The organism is Urinicoccus timonensis, from assembly GCF_900232945.1.
GTDB lineage: Bacteria > Bacillota > Clostridia > Tissierellales > Peptoniphilaceae > Urinicoccus > Urinicoccus timonensis.
Genome location: NZ_OCTU01000001.1, coordinates 499,363 through 518,535 on the forward strand (window position 1 = coordinate 499,363; position 19,173 = coordinate 518,535).

Genomic DNA, 19,173 nt, shown 5'->3' on the forward strand with positions numbered 1-19,173 from the left:
CCCAAGGGACACTTCCTAGGGTTAGGTTATTTTTTTATTGGCGAAAACTCTTCAAGACCATGCTGCCAGTTTTTTGATAGTTTTCCAGGTGGTTTTTTAAGATATCTTGGTGAATTCTCTTGCGTTCGTAAGTAAAGCCATTGCTTTCAAAGGATAGGTCATAGAATTCGTCAGCTACCTTGGTCACCTTGAGTTTTTGGATCTTGGACGTAGAGGGCAGGTCCAAACTTTCTCCAACCTTTAGCAGGGTCAAGTCCCGAAAATCAACGGGGGCTTGGGGCTTGTCCATCAAGTCTTCTTGGACTGGAGCCTTTACCTCCTCTTGGGGAGTTTCTTCTAGGACCTTAGTTTCTTCTTTGATAGGCTCAGTTTCTTGGGCCCCCTCTTCCTTTGCCTCCTCAACTTCTTGAACCTTTTCTTCCTTTATTAGGTCCGCTTCCTGGCCTTGTTTTTCTTCTGCCAAAAGCAAGTCTTCTTCCAAATCATCCACTTCTTCCTGGGGACCTTCCAAGTCCTCATCCTCTGTTAGGCTGGATAAAAGAACTCCTTCTTCTTCCAGGACTTTCCGTCTTGCTTCCTCTTGCTTTTTCGCCTCTTCTTGCCTTTCAAGACGTCTTTCTTCCAATCTTTCTTCCTTGTTCTTATGTGAAAATAAGAAATCAAAAAAACCCATAGTATCCTCCCTTTAACCTTATTTGTAGGATATATACCCTTGCAAAATAAAAACTATCAAATTTATCTCTTTTCTTTCTAGTTATTAGGCCAAATTCTTGCTTTTTTATAGGGGATATTTTATAATATTTTTAAACTAGATTGTTAAACGATAAGCAAACCCCTAGGGTTCCCAACCCTCTTGACCAATTTTTCAAGGTCTTTTCTAGGAAAGGATTATTATGGCTTCTATTAACCAAGATCTTTCTATCACTTCTTTAAATTTATCCACAAGGTCTGTCAATGCCCTGAAAAATTATGGGGTTCACCAGATTAAAGACCTCCTGGCCCTGCCCAAGCTTGACCTTTTAAAGGTTCCAAACTTAGGGTCGGCCTCTATTGCTGAGGTTTCTGACCTAATCCAAGGCCTGAAAAAAACCTTGATTGAGGAAAATGAAGAAGATTATTTCTTTTTGGACCCTCAAGGCTACTTACATAACGACTTTATCCTTACAGACTTGGACCTATCCAATCGCTGTCTAAGGGGGCTTCATTCCATCCATGTCTATTCTCTAAAGGACCTGGTGGAGGCCAGCTTAATGGACCTAAGAGCCATCCCCCACTTTGGTAAAACTTCCTTAAAGGAAATTGACCGCCTTCTTAAGGCCTTTAAAACCTTTCCCTTCAGCCAAAAAGGTCCTTTGACAGCAGAAAGTTTTTCCAGCCACTTGATTCTAGATATCAACCAGAACTTGAAAAAATCCCCACAAGTCCTTTACCAAGACCTCTTAACCCTTACTGGTAACTTTTTGGATGACAATCCCGGCCCCTGGACATATGACCAACTTTTAAAGGAGCCTAGTCTTTTACAAAGAATCTATAGCCTAGATTCCTTCCAAGCAAGTATTCAAAACCATATCCTGTCCCACTTAAGACACAATCGTTCTGGTTTAAGCTTAAGGGACCTGGAAGGCCTCTGCCCTCCCCTACCATCCCTCAAGCCCTTTTTCCAAGACCTGGTGGACACCCTTGTCAAGGAGGAAAAAATCCTCTTGTCTCAGGGCCTTTACTACCCCACCTTTCCCTCTATCTTAGCCTGCCTGGACCTCTTTTTCCCAGAAAGAGAATGTCAACTCTACAAGCTTCGAATCCAGGGAGCTACTTTGGAAGAAATTGGCAAGGAATTGGACCTCTCCCGGGAAAGAGTCCGACAAATTATCAAAGAGATGAATGATTTTTTGAATAGGGAAAACATCATCTGCCAGGAAGACTCCTTCCGTCACTTTATCCAAAACTACAGCTTATCTGCCCAAGAATTTGAGAAAATTTTTTCCAACCCCTTGGCCTATGGCTATCTTCAAACCCGTTTCAACTATTCCAAAAGCCAAAAGCTCCCCTTAAGTGACCTTTTGACAGACCCCAAACTTCCAGACTATGCCCTGGTCAATTTAAAGACCCTATTGAATTCTTCCTATATCCAGCTAGAGGGTGACATGGTAAAAAAATCTAAATTTATCATCCACCGCTATCTTTTAACCAGGTATGCCCTGGACCAAATTAATTTTTTAGACTATTTTGCCATCTACAAAAAATTCATGGTCCAACACAAGTTGGATGGCCATCCATCTTTGTTTGTCCTGCCCCATAACTTAATGTCTAAACTATCTGCTTCCAAGGAAATTCTTTGGAGTTTTAGAAAAAATTTTCGCTATTATCCCTTTTACAGCTACGATTTTTCCAAGCTTTTAAGAGAGCTTGCCTTGAACCAATACAAGGATGTAGAGTATTCCACCAAGTATTTTTTCACCCACCATCCCCAATTGATGAAAGAGTATGACATCCGAGATGAATACGAGCTCCACAACCTCTTAAGGAAAATTTGTCTTCCGGAAGACTACCCTCAAATGAAATTTTTACGGATGCCAAATATTCGCTTTGGCCAAGGCCACCGGACAGACCAAATGCTCCAGCTTCTAAGTGACCACTCTCCCATTTCCAGCCATGACTTGGCCCGGCTTTATGAAAAAAAATATGGGGTCAAGCAAAAATCAGTTGTGGCCACCTATATGAAGTGCCTGGAACCCTACTACTATAATGGAATCTATAACAAGGAAAAAGAGCTTTTACCCCCAGACATTCTTACCGATTTTAAAAAGCAGGTTACTGAAGACTTCTATTTTATCCAGGACCTCCAAGACAAATTTCAAAAAGCCTATCCCCAGCTGGGGCCCAACTATATCAACTCTAGAAGCCTTCGTCAATTGGGCTATAAGGTCTATCAAAACTACTGTATTTCCAAAAATTACCGCTATGCCCGTGACTTTTTCCGAGCTATCCTTTCTAAGGAAACAAAGTATAAAGAAGACTTCTTCAGTAAAAAATTTTGGTCTTTGGCCAATGTTGTCAGTAATTTTTATTGGTTAAAGAAGAACCTTTCCCTCTTCCACTACGACCAAACCACCATTGTCAACCTAACCTATCTCAAGAATTTAGGGGTTTCCAAAGAAGACATCGTCCATTTCCTAAAGACCCTAGACTCCCTAGTTCTTGAAAATCGTCCCTTTAGTATTGCCTGCTTGAAAAGCCGCCTCAAGGACGACCCCCTCTTACAAAAGCAACTACCGGACTCCTTTTTTGCCTACCTCCTGGAAGACCACCTGGAGGGAATCTACCTGGACCATTTTTATAGCCAGGGGCTAATCTATCGGAGTAAGCGCCGCTTGAGTCTAGAAGAATTTAAAAACTGCCATCCTCTTTGGCCTTAAACTAAAAAAGTCCCCATTGCTTTCAAGCAATGGGGACTTTTTTTTAAAAGGCAATCTTAAAAATCAAGGCAATTAAGCATAAGAGGATGGATAGGGGAACATAGAGGTATTTTCCTAAAGCATACCAGGTATTTCCATAGGGTTTCTTTCCACCTATGCCTGTATTAATTTCATCTAACAATTCATCCTTCTTAAGGATCCAGAACCAGCTAATGGCCCCTAAAGTCGCTCCCAGAGGAATAATGTAAATGGAAATCAAGTCCATCCAGGGACCCCAGTGGACAATGTCTTCCATAAAGATTCCAGGAATAAAGGATACCAGGCCAATCATCAACAAGACTAGTTTTCTGGATAGCTTGGGATGACGGTGGAGGATGGATTCGCAAACCACCTCATACATATTTTGTAGAGAGGAAATCCCTCCAAATAAGACCGCTACAAAAAGGACAATAGCAAAAATTTGTCCCCCTTGGATTTCTTGCAAGATCTTGGGTAAAATAACAAAAAGTAGGTCTGGTCCCCCTACTTGGTCTTGATGGAAGGCAAAAAGGGCTGGAATCATAACTAGGGCAGCTACAAACGCAGCTATGGTGTCAAAAATTGCTGTTTGCTTGGCCCCAGAGACGATGTCTTCTTCCTTGGATAGGTAGGCTCCACAGACAATCATCCCACTTCCTGTAATGGATAGGGAGAAGAAGGCTTGTCCCATGGCATTGACAATGGTGGTAGGATCTGTCAACTCAGCCGGATTTGGCGTAAAGATAAACTTGTAACCTTCCAAGGCATTGGGAAGCAAGGCCACCCGGATGGCTAAAAATACGAAAAGGACAAAGAACAAGGGCATCATGACCTTGTTGGCCTTTTCAATAGAATGGGCTCCCGTAATACAAGTTAATAGGGTAATTAAGACGACGATAAAGTGGTAGGGTAAAACCTTAAAACCCTCCAGGGCAAAAGATTGGAACCAAGCCAGGGTGTCTACAGTCATCAAGGTCCCCGTAAAAGAATCCACCAAGGACTTTAAGATATAGGAAATAATAACTGCGTAGCCAATGGATATACAAATTGATCCTAAAAGAGGCAAATAACCGATGAATTTTCCCAGTCCATGCATTTTATTTGAACGAAAGGCATATTCATAGGCGCCTAGGGTTCCTGTCTCAGCTCGCCGGCCAATGGCGTATTCTGCCGATAAACCAACGTAAGAAAATAGGGCAATAAACAAGAGATAATAAATTAAAAAACTTCCTCCGCCATTACTAGATACCTTGTATGGAAAGCCCCATACATTGGCCATACCCACAGCTGATCCAACAGAGGTTAATAAAAATCCCCACTTGGACTTGAACTTCTTTTGTGTTTTCATGTGCATCTCCCTCCTTTAGAATTTTTTCATGGCTTTGGACGGACCAGGTCTTAAAAGTTTAAAATTAAAGGCCTTGCTAGTCAAATCCCGCCATTTTAGATACATGCTTCATATTGTAGCACAGTTTTTTACCAGGGTAAAGAGAAAGAGCCAAGATTCCCATTTTCTCCAATTTTCTTCCATAAAAAGACTTTTTCTAGGGATTTTTCTAGGCTCCTGTTATAATAAAATAAGAATTAGGAGGAAATATGGCAAAACTACTTATTTGTGATGATGAAAAAATTTTACGAGACAGCCTAAAGCGCTATGCTGCCTTGGACGGCCACCAGGTCCTGGAAGCCAGCAATGGTCAAGAGGCCCTGGACCTCTGCCAAAAAGAGGACTTCGACCTTTTAATCCTGGATGTCATGATGCCCGTCATGGACGGCTTTACAGCCTTAAAAGAAATCCGGACCTTTTCCCAGGTCCCAGTCTTGATGCTGACAGCCAAGGGAGATGAATTTGACCGGATTATTGGCTTTGAATTGGGAGTGGACGACTATGTGGTCAAGCCCTTTTCATCCAGAGAAATCATGCTGAGAGTCCAGGCCATCCTTCGACGGAGTCAAAAAACGAGTCCCCATGAAATCTACCAATATAAGGACCTAAAGGTAGACCTTACCAGCAAAAAAGTCCTAATCCAAGATCAAGAAGTGTCCATGGCCCCCATGGAATACTCCCTCTTGTTTTACTTTATTGCCCACAAGGGCATCGCCAAGTCCAGGTCCCAGATCCTAGAAGACCTTTGGGGCTACAAGGAAGAAGACGACCGGACCCTGGATACCCACATTAAACTTTTAAGAAAGGCCCTGGGGCCCTATGCCCAAAACATTGTGACTCTCAGGGGATATGGTTACCGTTTCGATGAAAAATAAACCCCTCCGTCAGCAAATCTTCCTCTTCTTTTTTGCCTTTAACCTCTTCCTCCTAGCCCTCTTATGGAGCTTACAAACCATTTTTTTGTCCGATACCTATGAGATGATTCGGGAAAAAGAAGTCCGGGAAGCCATCCGTCTTGTTGGTCGTCACATTAACTCCCCGGACCTTCCTGTCATTTTAAAAGAATTGGAGAAATCGAAAAATATCGTGGTCCAAGTCAGCAAAGACTTCGAAATTCCCTACCTCCTGGAAGACTACTTTCAGCTAGATCCGGGCCCCAAAATCTTAAAAGAAGACCACATCTACACCCTGAAAGATGGGTCCCAAATCTCCCTGACCTTTTACGCCCTTTTAAGTCCTGTGGATGCCACCATCTCCACCCTCCGCTACCAGCTGACCCTAGTTTCCATCATTATGTTGATTCTCTCCAGCCTGGCAGCCTTCTACCTTTCCAAGATGATTGCCCGACCTATTGTCCAACTCAACCAAAAAGCCAAAAAACTTTCCAAGGGGTTCTACCAGGCAAGCTTTCAAGAATCCGGCTACCAAGAAATTCAAGAACTTTCTGACACCCTGACCACAGCCTCTAAAGACCTGGCCCTCCTGGACCAAGACCGGAGAGAACTCTTGGCCAATGTCAGCCACGACCTGAGGACTCCCTTGGCCTTAATCTACTCCCAGGCCGAACTCATCCATGACTTTCCCCAGGAAGTCACCCCGGACCAAAGCCAAATCATCCTAAGAGAAGTCACCCGCCTGTCTAAATTAGTCTCAGATCTTTTAAACAAGTCCGCCCTAGAAGCTGGTCGCCTCCCTTTGGATTTAAGCAACTACAATCTTAGCCAGGCCATCCGGGACACCATCCACCAACTCCAGGCCCTGGACCCCAGTCGGAACTTGCGTTTTTCCTTCCATTGCGACCAAGATGCCTGTCTGGAGGCCGACGAAAATAAGATCAACCAGGTCCTTTACAACCTCCTGGTCAATGCCATGGCCCATAGCCCCCAAGGCGGCCTAATCCAAATCACCCAAAAGCGGGAAAAAAACCGAGTCCTGGTTTCCATCAAAGACCAAGGACCCGGCATCAGGGAAGAAGACCTCCCCTACATTTGGGACCGCTACTACAAGCTGGACAAGAACTTTTCTTCCAACATTCCCTCTACAGGCCTGGGCCTGTCTATTGTGAAAAAAATCGTCCTCCTCCACCATGGTAGGGTCTACGTATCCTCCACCGGAAAATCCGGCTCCACCTTTAGCTTGGACCTCCCCTTAAAACAAGCCTAAAAAACCCCACTTTCTGGGTTGCACTGACCCCCAAAAGTTGGACCAAGAAATCCAACCTTTGGGGGTCTTTTAATGGCAAAATACAGTTACGAATTGAAGAAGAAAATCGTCGAGGAGTACTTGTGTGGTAAAACAAGTTATCAAGCCTTAGCAATGAAATACCAAATCGAGAAGTCCGTTCTCAGGCTATGGATTAGCAATTACAAAAATTATGGCGATGAAGGCTTAATGCGCTCTAGAAATAATCGTGCGTATAGTGTAGAGTTTAAGTTAGAAGCTATTACACGCTATGAAACGAGCGAATGCAGCTACCGACAACTTGCCCTCGAACTCGGTTTGACGAATCCGTCCATGATTGTCAATTGGCGAAGACAGTACCGAGAGAAGGGCATCGAGGGGCTGCTCCCGCACAAGCGAGGGAGACCTGTGACAAAGAAAAATGACCACAACCAACCACCAAAAACTGTAAAGAAAAGCGAATCCATCGACGCCTCCACACGCGAAGCATTGGAAAATCGTATCAAAGAATTAGAGGCAGAAAATCGGAAACTTACCATTCAAAAGATGTTCTGGGAACAGCTCAGGAGTTTGGAGAAAGAAGAAGCAATGAACAAAAGGCGAAGATTGTCTCCAAACTCCGAGAACAATTCCAACTAATAGAGATTCTTGCCGCCATCCATTTCCCAAAGTCCACCTTTATGTATTGGCAGAAAAAATGGTCCGAAGAAGACAAGGATCAATCCTTAAAAGACGAAATCCTTGTCATTCGGAGCCAACACAAAGACTATGGTTATCGCCGCATTCATCTGGAATTAAAGAACCGGGGCCAGGTGGTGAACAAAAAGAAAGTGCAACGATTGGTCCAAGACATGGGTCTTCAAGTCCACTCCTATGGTAAGAAATACAAGAAGTACAATTCCTACAAAGGCGTCGTGGGGAAAATCAAGAAAAACCGAATCAACCGCCGGTTCAATACCAGCATCCCCTTGCAAAAAATTACCACAGACACCACAGAATTTAAATACTATGAAGAAGATAAGACCGGGAAACTTCAAACAAAGAAACTCTATCTCGACCCCTACATGGACATGTACAACCTGGAAATCATCAGTTACGTCCTATCCGATCAGCCCAATGGAGTCACCATGCTGCAAGGTTTAGAAGTAGCCATTGAGCGAACAAAGGCCTGTCCTTATCGACGGACCTTTCACTCCGATCGTGGTTGGGGTTATCAAATGACCGCATACCAAGCCATGTTAGAAAAACATCATATTTTCCAAAGTATGTCAAGAAAAGGCAACTGCTATGACAATGCACCTATGGAAAACTTCTTTAGCCTATTGAAAAGAGAAATCTACTATGGCCACAATTACCGTAGTCGTGAAGAACTGGTGCAGGCAATTGAGCAATATATCCGTTACTACAACGAAGATCGAATCAAAGAAAAGTTAGGAGGTCTAAGTCCAAAGCAATACCGTGAACGCATGCAATCCGCATAGAACGAATGTTATGTAAAAACAAAATCGAGTAAGCGAAATGCTTACTCGATTAGGTCCAACTTTATGGGGTCACTCTAGTTGGAGGGGGTTTTTCTATAGGCCTAGCTCCGATCATCTAAGAGGCCATACTTCACCTGGATTCTTTGAATTTTTTCCAAAAAACTTTCCCCAAAGAAAAATAAAAAGGCAAAGGTCCCTGTTGCATGGATCAAATCAATGGGGAGTCCTCGAAGATAGGATAAGACAATCATGTCCTTATTGATTTCTTCATAAAAGCTAATGACGGAAATGGGGTTCATAATGGACCCAAAAAAGAGAAAAATCGATAAAAATCCGTAACTTCCCATGGTCCACTTGTTTTTGGGAAGCTTGAATTTGTCAAACAGGCTTCCGGCGACAAAGCCAATAATGCCAAAGCAAAACATCTGCCAAGGGCCCATGGGGCCCTGGCCAAAAGAAAAGTTTGACACAAACATAATCATGGCCCCTACAACAAAGCCTGCTTGAGGCCCCAGGGCAATAGCTGAAACAATGGTTACGGCCGCCACAGGTTTTACATGGGGAATCCAAAAAAAGGCCATCCTGCCGGCCACTCCTATGGCTGAAAGACCGGCAATTAAAATCAACTCTCTGGTTTTAACCCCCCGGCGTTCAAAGAGAAAAAGCAGGGGCAGGCTGGTTAGGAGCAAGATACATAGGCTGATAAAGAGGTATTTTCGATCATTTAAAACCGTCATGCCAAAAATCAAGAGGCCGGGAATACCAATAAAGATAACCAGGCCAGACAAAAGACTTACCAGACGATTTTTTTCCCTAGTCTCCATAGCCTTCATCTCCCATTTTTAAACCATTGAGGACTTTTTCTAAAATATAGAGGGCTCCTTGGGGACCATAGAGGGTTTTTTCCAAGACATCCAAGTAGCCCATGGTGGGACCTTGAATTTCCAGGCCCCGGACTCTTTTGTCTTGGGCCATGGCCTGGGCCAGGTCATTGCCATCCCCAAAGACCATTTGGACCCGGTCCAAGGAGGCCAATTTTTCTTCCATTAAGATTTTTTCAAAGGCCGGGTAGGACCCCTGGCTACAGGTAATTTGCCCCGGCACCATACCCAGATAGTTTTTCAAAAAATCCTGGAAGGGCAAGAGGAGGGACGCTGGTCCACTTAGAGAGTAACCAGCCCCCTTGGGTAATCCCAAAAGGGACGAATAGCGAGCCAAAAAGATGTAGGCTCGGCCCCGGGCTCTTTGGATTTCTTCCATAACTGGATCCAAATCCATGGGAAGGATCCGGGCCAGGTCCTTGAAAAAAGCTTCCGTTGCATCAAAACCCACAGGCTGGCCCTTGGGGGGAATCCAATAGGGCATGGCGTATTTTTCCTTTAAATATTTTGCCAGGTCCAGACCGTCTTCTGGACTCAGGACAAGGTTGAGCTTGGCCCTTCTCAGATCCTTGATTTGGTCCAGTCCCTGGTCAAAAAAGTAGGTCCCTACTTCCAAACCAGCCTTGGACAAGAGGTCTTTCAGACAGGCAATATTTCCCATAACATGGTTTTGGAGGAGGGAAAAGCCCAGGAGGTTGACCCGGTTTTTTTCCACAGGTAACTGGGCCGGTTGGAGTTTTTCCAAGAGGGCCACCAGGCCCTGACTCAAACCCTTTCCAAAGGCTTGAGAATACAGAGGGGTGGGAATAAAAACCGTCAAGGGTAGGCCTGGAACCCGGCTGGCGATTTTTTCCAGGTCATCTCCAATAAGGGCTGCTCCCGGAGAATTCACCACGGCCAAAAAATCAGGCTTCCGGTCTCGAATGTCTTCCAAAAGATCTTGGAGCTTTTTTTCCACGCCATAGACATAGTCCTTGGCATCTAAGTAGGTACAGGGAACCCGGCTTTGACCAAAGTAAAATTCCTGGGGATAGGATTGGGGGTCAAAAGAAACGGACCTTAAGAGGGCCCCATCCACCACAGCCGAATGATAAAACTTACAACCGGTAGGGCCGTTTAGGAGGGTCATCCCTCCCCGGAGGCTTTCCAGGCCAAAGATCAAGCCGGAAAAACTGTCAGCCTTGATATTTTCTAAAGTATTTTTCATCCTTCCTCCACCCTTCTTGTACATTTTGTTGGAAAATCGTCACCCACCTCTTGGCCAAGGCAATTCCCGATTGGAAGCCCCCTTCTGGGGTCAGTTGAATGGTATCATGGTAGGGGGCATCGTCCATGTTGGGGCCGTTGTAGTTGGCCAAAACCAGGTCAGGCTTAAGCCGGCTCACATCCTGCCGTCTTTTTTCCGCCGTATAGTCCACTTCCCAATCCAAGATCTTGTCCTTAAAGGGGTTTTCCGGGTAGACGTCTTGGGAAAAGTTAATCATCCCCACCTTGACAATGTCCATGCCCAGGTCCAGGGCTGTTTTTAAAATCCAAGTCAGCTTGTTGTTGTAGGCCACCACCATGAGTTTCTTCCCTTGGAGGTAGGGCCGGTACTTGTCCATCTGCCTTTGGTAGTTTTCCCTTTCCCGGGCCATGATTTTTTTTGAAACTTCTTCCTTGCCGTAAAAGCGGCCCAGGGCCTTGATAAAGTCCATGGATTCTTCATAGCCAATGGGCAGGGCATGGGGAAAGAAGTTCAGGTCATAGGTCTTTTTGAAAAAATCTTCCAGGATGGTATTCATATAATCATGGTAGGCCGGCAGGTGGAGACCCGCCCTTAGGAGGGTCCGGACAGAGTCTGTAGAAGTCTCATTTAAGTAACGGCAGTGGACCTTGGCCCCAAAGGCCCCCAACCAGTCCTCCAGAATTTTAAAATTCCCACTGGTGGCATTGGCAATGGGTTTTTCCCCATAGAGGTTTACCAGGTAGGGGTCGGGTTTTTCCTGGGGGTCCACCAAAAATTTTGCAATTTCCTGGTAGGCCAAAATCATCCCCTGCATATAGTCCCCGGATAAATTTCCATCGGTTTTTAAGGCCAAGATAGGCGTTTCAGGTCCTGCCAGGTCCCTTACCCCATCTACATCATCTCCAATAATTCCCGAAGGACAGGTGGTAACCAAGACCACCAGGGCCGGTTTTTTCTCCAGGGCTTCTTGGAGGACCCTTCTCAAGTCCTGGATGCCACCAAAAACCATGGCGTCTTCCCCCAATTCCGAGGATAGGATTTTGGGATGGACCTGGACAGGAAGGATCTTTTTCTTTTCAAAAAGAGACCTCCGACCCAGGGAAGAAATGGCCTGGTAGGACAGGTTGGCACAAGACCTGGGCCCATGGCTGATGATAATGGCGTCCTTTACTTGGACGGCAATATTCATGGCCCCGTTATAGGCGCAACCGTGAAGGGGTTCTTGCTTGACCAGGGCCTTGGAATAGGTCCCCCGACCCTGGCTGGGGTTTTTCTCCTTGGGCCCTCCCGCTTCTTCGGGGACTTCCTTGCGGATTTTGTGGCCCAAAACCACCTCTTCCAATTCATGGTCCCCCAGGGGCTTGGCCGGATATAAGCGACTTTGGTCCCAAATCTTACCAGCAATCCGGTCCATTTCCAAAGCCACGGGAGAATCTTCAGCCCCCTCTACCACACATTGGCCATGGCGTTCACAGGCGGCAAAAATCAGATCTCTTGGAATTTCTCCCAGGATGGGTAGACCCACTGCTTGGGCAAATCTTTCCACCCTTTGGAGTTCTCCCTCAAAGCCCCTTTCATTGAAAATCAAGCCCCCAGCCCGGGGACCCTTTTGACTATAATTTGCCAGACCCCGTAAAATATTGATGGCCGCATAAACCGACATAAATTCCCCGGAAGTGACAATATAGACTTTTTCTGCATACTGGTCCCTTAGGGGAACGGCAAAGCCCCCACAAACCACATCACCTAAAACATCATAGAGGACAAAGTCATAGTCCTTCCTGTCCAGGCCCAAATTTTCTAAGAGCTCAAAGGTAGATAAAATCCCCCGGCCGGCACAGCCCACACCAGGTTCCGGTCCCCCAGCCTCTACACAGTCAATGGAATAAATCCCTTGGTGGACCACATCAGCCAGTTGGTAGTCCAGGGGCCCCACCTCCCGCATATAGTCTAAAACAGTCTTGCAATCGCGACCATGGAGTAAGAGCCGGGTGGAATCATGCTTGGGGTCACAACCAAGCTGCAAGACCCTCTTCCCCCTTTTAGCCAGGGAGGCTGAAATATTTGCAGATACTGTCGACTTGCCTATTCCACCCTTTCCATAAATTGCAATTTCCATTTTAAACCCTTCCTTTCTTATTTGCCCATGGACTTATCTCCTAGAAAAGATACTTTCCCCATGACTTAAGCCCTCACAACCATCCCGAAAAACAAAAATCCCAAAACAAGAAGCCTGGGATTTTTATTTTATGTTAAGTTGTCCATAAGTTTAATTTATTTTAAGCCTGCTAGTTGGTTGATTAATTGAACAGCTTCTGCTCTTGAAATTTCTGCCTTTGGAGCAAGACCTTCAGGGCGTCCCTTAACAAGGTTCTTTTCTACCATTATAGCACAAGCTTCTTGAGCCCAGGAGTCAATTTCCTTCTTATCTTTAAATTGGTCTAAAACAGCCAGGTTGGCTTTTTGCTTGTCAAGAGTTCTGGCCAACATGGAGAAAGCTTCTTGACGGGTAATGGTGGCATTGGGATCAAAGTTTCCATCTCCACGACCAAAGATGATTTCATGGGCAGTGGCAATATTGATGTCTGCTGCATACCAGTCTGTGTCTTTAACATCCTTGAAGTCCTTGCTTTGTCTTTGACCCAGGCCCAGGTTCAAACCTTGGACAAGACCTACGGCAAATTCTCCCCGAGTAATGGCTTTTTCAGGTTGGAAGTCCTTGCTTTCATTGGCAATTCCATAGCCCTTGCTTTCTGCAATTAGCTTTTCAGCCCAGTTGCCCTTGATATCCTTAAAGACTTCTTCTTTAGCTTCTTCTTTTTTGGCGTCTTCTTTGGTGTCTTTCTTAACTTCTTCCTTAGCGTCTTTTTTCGCTTCTTCTTTTTTAGGAGCTTGGGTTTCTACTTTTGCCGGATCTTTTTTATCTTCTTTTACTTCCGTTTCTGCAAAAATTTGTCCTGTTACAGAAAATAAAAGGACAAGAGCCAATCCAAGTGCTTGTTTTTTTGTGTTTTTCATTTTTTTCTCCTTTTTTGGAAATTTTAGAAGAAAGTTTGCCATGTAGGGTTTTTTATTTAGGAATAGGTCCTATTTATAAAATCTTATAGAAATAAGCCCCGAATGGTTTCCTTGATCAAAATTTCTTTTCAATCCTTATTTCTTTAAACAAACTTAACATGAAAAGTCGCTGTTCATTGCCTTTTCTAAGTTATAAATATAGCAGGTTTTTGGAAATAAATCCAGTTACAATCCAGTAAAATTCTTTACAAAACCATTACGTTCCCGTAAAGTTTTCTTAGATTTTTGCTAATGATAACTTTTTTCTTCGTAGTGCTTTAGAGTTTTGTCCACTTATTGAAAGACACTTGGTCAAGCCAAGCGCCCTTCTTTCATTTATAAATTTTAGAGGTGGAAAAAGCTTTTTAAGGCTGAAATGGAGAGAGGGGTGAAAGCAGCAAAAATTGAGCTTGGGGGAGATGCTTTCACCCAAAGATTTATGCTCCTGAAATAGGCCGTTTCCAGCCCAGAAATAAACAAATTTTTCCAATAAAAAAACATTGGATTCACCAATGCCCGTATTTGCACAGATATATTAGGGTGTAAATAGACGTTTCCTCGCGTCTTACACAAGCTTTTATGCATGTATTCTGACTTACCTATCCTAACAGACTATCCCTTCCCGAAAAATTTCAGTGGTTTCGATAGCCCACTCCTGGTTTACAGCGGCGGGACCGGTTTGGACTTGCACCAAATTCCATCTTAGCCTTCATCAAGTGAAAGAACATAAAAGTTATATTTTCTTATATTTCTATTATAAGCTAAATGCTTCCTCTTTGCAATTGTTTTCTTCTAAAATCCCACCATAAAAAAATCCCACCATAAAAATAAGCACTAGTTTCCTAGTGCTTAGCTTGGTCCAAGCATTCCACTTGAACTTTTTCAATCCTCTTATCCTTCACGCTTAGGGCGGTTAGGATGTTTTGGTTTTCATAGATGACCTGGTGGGGCTGCTTGTCATTTTCTTCTGGGATAAAACCCAATAGTTCAATGGTTAGCCCGGACAGGGTTTCGTGGTTTTCCGAAACAAAGTCTGTATGGATGGCGTCATTGATGTCGTCCAGGTCCATGGACCCATCGATGATGTAGGTATGGGAATTGATCTGCTCAATGCCCTGGTCTACGGTATCGTACTCGTCTTCAATGTCTCCGACGATTTCTTCCACAATGTCTTCCATGGTGACCATGCCGGAAAATCCTCCGTATTCATCAATTAAAATGGCAATGTAGTTTTTAGTGGACTGGAGCTCTTTGAGGAGCCGGTCCACGTTTTTACTTTCGGGAACGAAGTAGGGTTCTTTCAGGATTTTGTCAATATTGATGGTCTTGTACTGGCTCTTGGCGTATTCCACAAAAATATCCTTGATGTAGACGGTACCAATGATGTTATCTGTGTCCTCCTGGTAGACCGGGGCTCTGGAATAGCCAGTTTTCAGCATCTCTGAAATGGTATCTGTGGTAAATTCGTCATAGTCGATCATGTAGAGGTCTGTTCTGGGGGTCATGATTTCATAGGCCTTGATGTCGTCAAAGTCCATGATGGAAACCATCATTTCTTCTCCAGACAGGTTGATAACGCCTTGTTCTTTCCCAACCCGGATGTAGGATTTTAATTCTTCTTCGGAAATTTGCTCTTCAACATCGTCAGAATAGTTTCCTGTAATCTTGAGAAAAAATCCTGTTAAAAGAGATAGAAGCCCCACAAAGGGCAGGCTGATAATCCGGAAGAATTCAACAAAGGATACCAGGCTTAAGCCTACTTTTTCCGGTGCTCTCAGGGCAATCCGCTTGGGAATTAATTCCCCAAAGAGGATGGAGAAAAAGGACAGGACAAAAATCACCAGGATAAAGGCCAGGCTAGGATTTAAACCCCAATGACTGACTATATAAGGAGCCAGGTCCTTGGCAGCTAGACCAGCTGAATAAAAACCCGTCAGGACAATCCCCACCTGGATGGTGGATAAAAATTGTGTCTGCTTGCCTGTAACCTTTAAAAGCAGGCGGGCCTTTCTGGACCCATCTTCTTCTTTTTCTTGTATTTTCCCCTTGTTGGATGATACTAAGGCCATCTCTGCTGCGGAAAAAAGACCATTTACAATTGTTAGAATAATTATGATTAAGAGTGGTAGACTAAACCCCCCACCATCATCCATAAAAAAACCTCCTCGTTTTTTTATTTATTATATCAAATATTAGTTGGAATTACTATCTCTTCCTTGTTTGAAGAAGTCTCCCAAAAGTTTGACGGACATGGGGTGGGTGGGTTTTTTAATCTCTTGGCCATCTTGGATGTCCAAGCGGTCAACGATTTCTCCCTGGTCCATGATAATGACTTGGTCGCAAAGGCCATAGGCCAGTAGGAAGTCATGGACGATAAAAAGGTAGCTTAAATTATGTCTTTCCTTGATATGGACCAGGAGTTGGAGGAGTTGTTTTTGGACCAGGTAGTCCAAACCACTTAGGGCTTCGTCTAAAAGAAGGATCTCTGGCTCTTGGATTAGGGCCCGGGCGATGCAGAGTCTTTGGACTTGTCCACCACTGAGTCTCCGGGCGTTTTCATCTAGGTTAAGGTGGCCCAGACCTACTTGGTCCAGGGTCTTTTTGATTTTGTCATCCCGGTCTTTTTTATCCAGCTTTTGGTCCATGAATTTAAAGGGTTCTTCCATGACCATTCTCATGGTAAAGTTGGGGTTTACAGCTCCATAGGCATTTTGAAAAACCACTTGTACCTTTTTACGGAGTTGTCTTCTTTCAAGACGGGTCCGGTCTTTGACGGTTTTGCCATCAAAGTAGATCTGTCCCCCATCGGGCTTCTCCAGTCCTACAACCAAGCGTCCCAGGGTGGACTTGCCACTGCCGCTTTCCCCCATGATTCCCAAACAAGTAGAACTCTTTACTTCCAGGTTCACCGATTTTAAAACGGTTTTTCCATTATAGGATTTTGTTAAGTTTTCAATCTTTAAATCCATAATCCCTCTTTTCTGGTATATCCCGGTAGCGCTTATAGGTTCTAGGAGCCAGAAGGGCCTTGCCATACTCGCTCTTGGGGTTTTTTAACACTTCTTCCAAGGGACCACTTTCAATGAGATCGCCTTTTTTCAGGATGACGATCCGGTCTACCAGGCGCTTAAGGAGCCGGTAGTCATGGGTGATGACCAAGAGTTGGGTCCCCTTGCTCTTGCAAATTATCAAGAGGTCAGCTACATTTTCTGCATTCCAACTGTCCAGGGCTGAGGTGGGTTCATCGGCAATAACCATGTAGGGGTTTAATTCCATCATCATGGCCAGCATAACCCTTTGGAGCATCCCTCCACTGAGTTGGAAGGGGTATTTTTTCAAAAGGTCCCGGCTGTTTTCCAAGTTGAAGTCTTCCATGGCTTGGACGAACTTCTCCCGGGCCTGGTCTTTTGATATTTTTAAAAGGCTGGTTAGAACTTCCAGTCCATGGGACTCTATGGTTTGCATTTCATTAAAGAGGCCATGGGGGTTTTGGGCAATGTAGGCAATTTTCCGTCCCCGGATTTCTTGCCAGTCTTTTTCCTTTAATTTTAAAATATCCCAATCCCGATAGGTCAATTCTCCTTGAATGTCTGCTCCTTGGGGTTTTCGGCCGATTAAGAGCCTAGAAAAGAGGGTCTTACCGCTGCCGCTTTCCCCTACAATGCCCAAGGATTCGTGGGCTTCTAATTCAAAATTTAAATGGTTTAAGAGGACCCTATCCTTGATTTCTAGGGTCAGGTCCTTGACAATTAGTCTCTCCATAGGTCAACCCTTTCTTGTTTCTTTAGGTATTCACCTAAGAGGTTAAAGGTCACGACTGTAATTAAAATAGCCATACCTGGATAGATGGCCAGGCCTGGAATGGACCGGATATAGGACTTGGCGTCGTTGAGCATCATGCCCCATTCGGACACATTGGGTTGGACCCCAATGCCCAGGAAGGAAAATCCGGAAATCATCATGACCACTTCTCCAATACTCATCAAGGCCATAATTAAAATGGGTTTAAAGACAAAGGGCAGGATGTGAACTCTAAGGATATAGGGTACAGGTGCCCCCATGGTTTTAGCTCCCAAGACGTATTCTTGGTCCTTCATTAAAACCACCATGTTCCGAATGACCCGGGCATAGGGAACCCAGCCGACAGACGAAACAGCAATGATGATGTTACCCAGGCCTTGGCCCAAAATTCCTGCAAAGGCCATGGACAAGAGGAAGGGAGGAAAGGACAAAACGATATTGGTTAACCAGGTGAAAGTTTTTTCTAGGCCTCCACCGGCCCAGCCCACCATGAGCCCCAAGGGAACGCCAATGCACAAGTTAATCAAGGTCACGATTCCGGCAATACTTAGGGACAGCTGGGTCCCAGTTACCAGTCTGGAAAAAACGTCCCGACCCATGTGGTCTGTTCCCAACCAATGGTCCGGTCCAGGCAGTTGAAGCTTGGCTGATAGTTCTACAAATTCAGGATTGTAGGGGGCCAGATATTTGGCGAAGATGGCAATAAAGACCAGGGTCAGGGCCATGGATAGAGCTATATAAAAAAGAATTGGTTTTTTCATTCCTTACCTCCCAGTCTCGTTCTCGGGTTAATAAAGTAAATCAGGCTTTGGGTGCCTCCATTTAGGATGATGGCCATGAGGCCAAAAAGAAGAAGGGACCCTTGGATCAAGGGTAGGTCCGAAGTCCGAACAGCCCCTACAAACATCCGACCCAGTCCGGGCCAGGCAAAGACCTCTTCAATTAAGACACTTCCTGAAATAACATACATGATATTGGACGATAAGACCGTCATAAGGGGAATTTTTATGTTGTTCAAGAGGTGGTTTTTTAGGATATACTTTCTATCCACTCCCCGAACCAGGGCATTTTCCACATGGGGCTTGGCCATTTCTTCCAAGAGGACATTGCGGATAAATAGACTGGTTTGGCCCACCAGGGGCAGGTTCAAGCAAATGGCCGGCAGGATGTAGTTGGCAAAGCCTCCCCGACCTGAGCTGGGTAAAATTTGTAGTTTAACTGAAAAAAATAAAATCAGCATGTAGCCCAGCCAAAAGACAGGAATGGATACAAAGAGGAAGGACAGGCCTTGGACCAGCTTGTCCACCCAGCTTTTATTGTAGATGGCGGCTAAAAAGCCCCCCAGACTGGAAAAAATTAAAAGAAGGACAAAGGACACCGCCCCCAATTGCAGGGTGGGAATGGTGGCATTGGCCATGACGTGGAGGACGGGCATTTTTTTGACATAGGAATTGCCCAGGTCTCCCTTGACGGCCTTGCCCAGCCACATGGTGTATTGCTTGGTTACCGGCTTGTCCAGGTTTAAATAGGTCCTGGCCCGAGCCAAACTTTCATCATTAATCCCTACGTGGATGGTTCTAAGATAGTTGGCTGCTGGGTCTCCCGGTTGTATCTTGACCAAGACAAAGGTAAAGATAGAAATCACTACCAGGGTTAAAAAGAATAAAATGATTTTTCCCAGGCCCTTGGCCAGGGGATTTTTCTTCATTAGAGGCATAGCAGA

General features: G+C 44.7%; 16 protein-coding genes and 1 riboswitch. Of the genes, 5 read left to right on the plus strand and 11 right to left on the minus strand.

What is annotated here, in order from left to right:
* Positions 1-34 precede the first annotated feature (34 nt).
* Positions 35-673, minus strand: a complete 639-nt coding sequence (locus CS898_RS02385; protein WP_099207980.1) for a hypothetical protein — start codon at positions 671-673, stop codon at positions 35-37.
* A gap of 220 nt (positions 674-893) precedes the next feature.
* Between CS898_RS02385 and CS898_RS02390 the strand changes: the two genes are divergently transcribed.
* Complete coding sequence (locus CS898_RS02390; RefSeq protein WP_099207981.1) at positions 894-3,416, plus strand: DNA-directed RNA polymerase subunit alpha C-terminal domain-containing protein; 2,523 nt, start codon at positions 894-896, stop codon at positions 3,414-3,416.
* A gap of 43 nt (positions 3,417-3,459) precedes the next feature.
* Here the strand turns inward: CS898_RS02390 and CS898_RS02395 are convergent, their stop codons facing one another.
* On the minus strand, positions 3,460-4,782 hold the full coding sequence (locus CS898_RS02395; protein WP_200807601.1) for a sodium-dependent transporter: 1,323 nt from the start codon (positions 4,780-4,782) through the stop codon (positions 3,460-3,462).
* 248 nt (positions 4,783-5,030) lie between these two features.
* Here CS898_RS02395 and CS898_RS02400 point away from each other — a divergent pair, with 248 nt between their 5' ends.
* The 4 genes from CS898_RS02400 (at position 5,031) to CS898_RS02410 (ending at position 8,483) form a co-directional block, all read left to right on the plus strand.
* Positions 5,031-5,696, plus strand: a complete 666-nt coding sequence (locus CS898_RS02400; RefSeq protein WP_099207983.1) for a response regulator transcription factor — start codon at positions 5,031-5,033, stop codon at positions 5,694-5,696.
* On the plus strand, positions 5,686-6,984 hold the full coding sequence (locus CS898_RS02405) for a sensor histidine kinase (protein ID WP_159459106.1): 1,299 nt from the start codon (positions 5,686-5,688) through the stop codon (positions 6,982-6,984). Before CS898_RS02400 ends, CS898_RS02405 begins: the two co-directional genes overlap by 11 nt.
* A 72-nt stretch (positions 6,985-7,056) precedes the next feature.
* Complete coding sequence (locus tag CS898_RS09980; RefSeq protein ID WP_009431028.1) at positions 7,057-7,641, plus strand: helix-turn-helix domain-containing protein; 585 nt, start codon at positions 7,057-7,059, stop codon at positions 7,639-7,641.
* Positions 7,554-8,483 (plus strand): IS3 family transposase, encoded by a 930-nt coding sequence (locus CS898_RS02410; protein WP_234976017.1) that lies wholly within the window; start codon positions 7,554-7,556, stop codon positions 8,481-8,483. The genes CS898_RS09980 and CS898_RS02410 overlap by 88 nt, the downstream gene beginning before the upstream one ends.
* Before the next feature lie 101 nt (positions 8,484-8,584).
* On the opposite strand, the gene CS898_RS02415 is transcribed toward CS898_RS02410, so the two are convergent.
* The 9 genes from CS898_RS02415 to CS898_RS02455 form a co-directional block, all read right to left on the minus strand.
* Positions 8,585-9,307: an ECF transporter S component gene (locus CS898_RS02415; protein WP_099207985.1), complete on the minus strand. Its 723-nt coding sequence runs from the start codon at positions 9,305-9,307 to the stop codon at positions 8,585-8,587.
* Positions 9,297-10,571: a nitrogenase component 1 gene (locus CS898_RS02420; RefSeq protein WP_159459107.1), complete on the minus strand. Its 1,275-nt coding sequence runs from the start codon at positions 10,569-10,571 to the stop codon at positions 9,297-9,299. The genes CS898_RS02415 and CS898_RS02420 overlap by 11 nt, the downstream gene beginning before the upstream one ends.
* Entirely contained in the window at positions 10,540-12,711 is a 2,172-nt protein-coding gene (locus CS898_RS02425) for a nitrogenase component 1 (RefSeq protein WP_099207987.1), read from the minus strand. The genes CS898_RS02420 and CS898_RS02425 overlap by 32 nt, the downstream gene beginning before the upstream one ends.
* A 155-nt stretch (positions 12,712-12,866) precedes the next feature.
* Positions 12,867-13,610 carry an S-layer homology domain-containing protein gene (locus CS898_RS02430; RefSeq protein WP_143614566.1) on the minus strand — a complete coding sequence of 248 codons (744 nt, stop codon included), beginning with the start codon at positions 13,608-13,610 and terminating at the stop codon, positions 12,867-12,869.
* 602 nt (positions 13,611-14,212) lie between these two features.
* Positions 14,213-14,394, minus strand: a riboswitch (cobalamin riboswitch).
* Positions 14,395-14,491: 97 nt separating this feature from the next.
* Positions 14,492-15,802, minus strand: coding sequence for a hemolysin family protein (locus CS898_RS02435; RefSeq protein ID WP_099207989.1), 1,311 nt, complete (start codon positions 15,800-15,802; stop codon positions 14,492-14,494).
* Positions 15,803-15,841: 39 nt separating this feature from the next.
* On the minus strand, positions 15,842-16,618 hold the full coding sequence (locus CS898_RS02440; protein WP_159459108.1) for an ABC transporter ATP-binding protein: 777 nt from the start codon (positions 16,616-16,618) through the stop codon (positions 15,842-15,844).
* The gene (locus tag CS898_RS02445; RefSeq protein WP_099207991.1) at positions 16,602-17,411 is read right to left on the minus strand and encodes an ATP-binding cassette domain-containing protein; all 810 of its coding nucleotides are present in this window, start codon (positions 17,409-17,411) and stop codon (positions 16,602-16,604) included. The genes CS898_RS02440 and CS898_RS02445 overlap by 17 nt, the downstream gene beginning before the upstream one ends.
* The gene (locus CS898_RS02450) at positions 17,399-18,211 is read right to left on the minus strand and encodes an ABC transporter permease (RefSeq protein ID WP_099207992.1); all 813 of its coding nucleotides are present in this window, start codon (positions 18,209-18,211) and stop codon (positions 17,399-17,401) included. Before CS898_RS02450 ends, CS898_RS02445 begins: the two co-directional genes overlap by 13 nt.
* Complete coding sequence (locus CS898_RS02455; RefSeq protein WP_034437853.1) at positions 18,208-19,158, minus strand: ABC transporter permease; 951 nt, start codon at positions 19,156-19,158, stop codon at positions 18,208-18,210. Before CS898_RS02455 ends, CS898_RS02450 begins: the two co-directional genes overlap by 4 nt.
* Between the last annotated feature and the right edge of the window lie 15 nt (positions 19,159-19,173).

What these genes read in the sequence shown, in the direction of transcription:
- CS898_RS02390 (WP_099207981.1), top strand. Translation starts at nt 894, where the DNA reads ATGGCTTCTATTAACCAAGATCTTTCTATCACTTCTTTAAATTTATCC.
- CS898_RS02430 (WP_143614566.1), bottom strand. Translation starts at nt 13,610, where the DNA reads ATGAAAAACACAAAAAAACAAGCACTTGGATTGGCTCTTGTCCTTTTA.
- CS898_RS02400 (WP_099207983.1), top strand. Translation starts at nt 5,031, where the DNA reads ATGGCAAAACTACTTATTTGTGATGATGAAAAAATTTTACGAGACAGC.
- CS898_RS09980 (WP_009431028.1), top strand. Translation starts at nt 7,057, where the DNA reads ATGGCAAAATACAGTTACGAATTGAAGAAGAAAATCGTCGAGGAGTAC.
- CS898_RS02435 (WP_099207989.1), bottom strand. Translation starts at nt 15,802, where the DNA reads ATGGATGATGGTGGGGGGTTTAGTCTACCACTCTTAATCATAATTATT.
- CS898_RS02415 (WP_099207985.1), bottom strand. Translation starts at nt 9,307, where the DNA reads ATGGAGACTAGGGAAAAAAATCGTCTGGTAAGTCTTTTGTCTGGCCTG.
- CS898_RS02455 (WP_034437853.1), bottom strand. Translation starts at nt 19,158, where the DNA reads ATGAAGAAAAATCCCCTGGCCAAGGGCCTGGGAAAAATCATTTTATTC.
- CS898_RS02425 (WP_099207987.1), bottom strand. Translation starts at nt 12,711, where the DNA reads ATGGAAATTGCAATTTATGGAAAGGGTGGAATAGGCAAGTCGACAGTA.
- CS898_RS02450 (WP_099207992.1), bottom strand. Translation starts at nt 18,211, where the DNA reads ATGAAAAAACCAATTCTTTTTTATATAGCTCTATCCATGGCCCTGACC.
- CS898_RS02405 (WP_159459106.1), top strand. Translation starts at nt 5,686, where the DNA reads ATGAAAAATAAACCCCTCCGTCAGCAAATCTTCCTCTTCTTTTTTGCC.
- CS898_RS02420 (WP_159459107.1), bottom strand. Translation starts at nt 10,571, where the DNA reads ATGAAAAATACTTTAGAAAATATCAAGGCTGACAGTTTTTCCGGCTTG.
- CS898_RS02440 (WP_159459108.1), bottom strand. Translation starts at nt 16,618, where the DNA reads ATGGATTTAAAGATTGAAAACTTAACAAAATCCTATAATGGAAAAACC.
- CS898_RS02385 (WP_099207980.1), bottom strand. Translation starts at nt 673, where the DNA reads ATGGGTTTTTTTGATTTCTTATTTTCACATAAGAACAAGGAAGAAAGA.
- CS898_RS02395 (WP_200807601.1), bottom strand. Translation starts at nt 4,782, where the DNA reads ATGAAAACACAAAAGAAGTTCAAGTCCAAGTGGGGATTTTTATTAACC.
- CS898_RS02445 (WP_099207991.1), bottom strand. Translation starts at nt 17,411, where the DNA reads ATGGAGAGACTAATTGTCAAGGACCTGACCCTAGAAATCAAGGATAGG.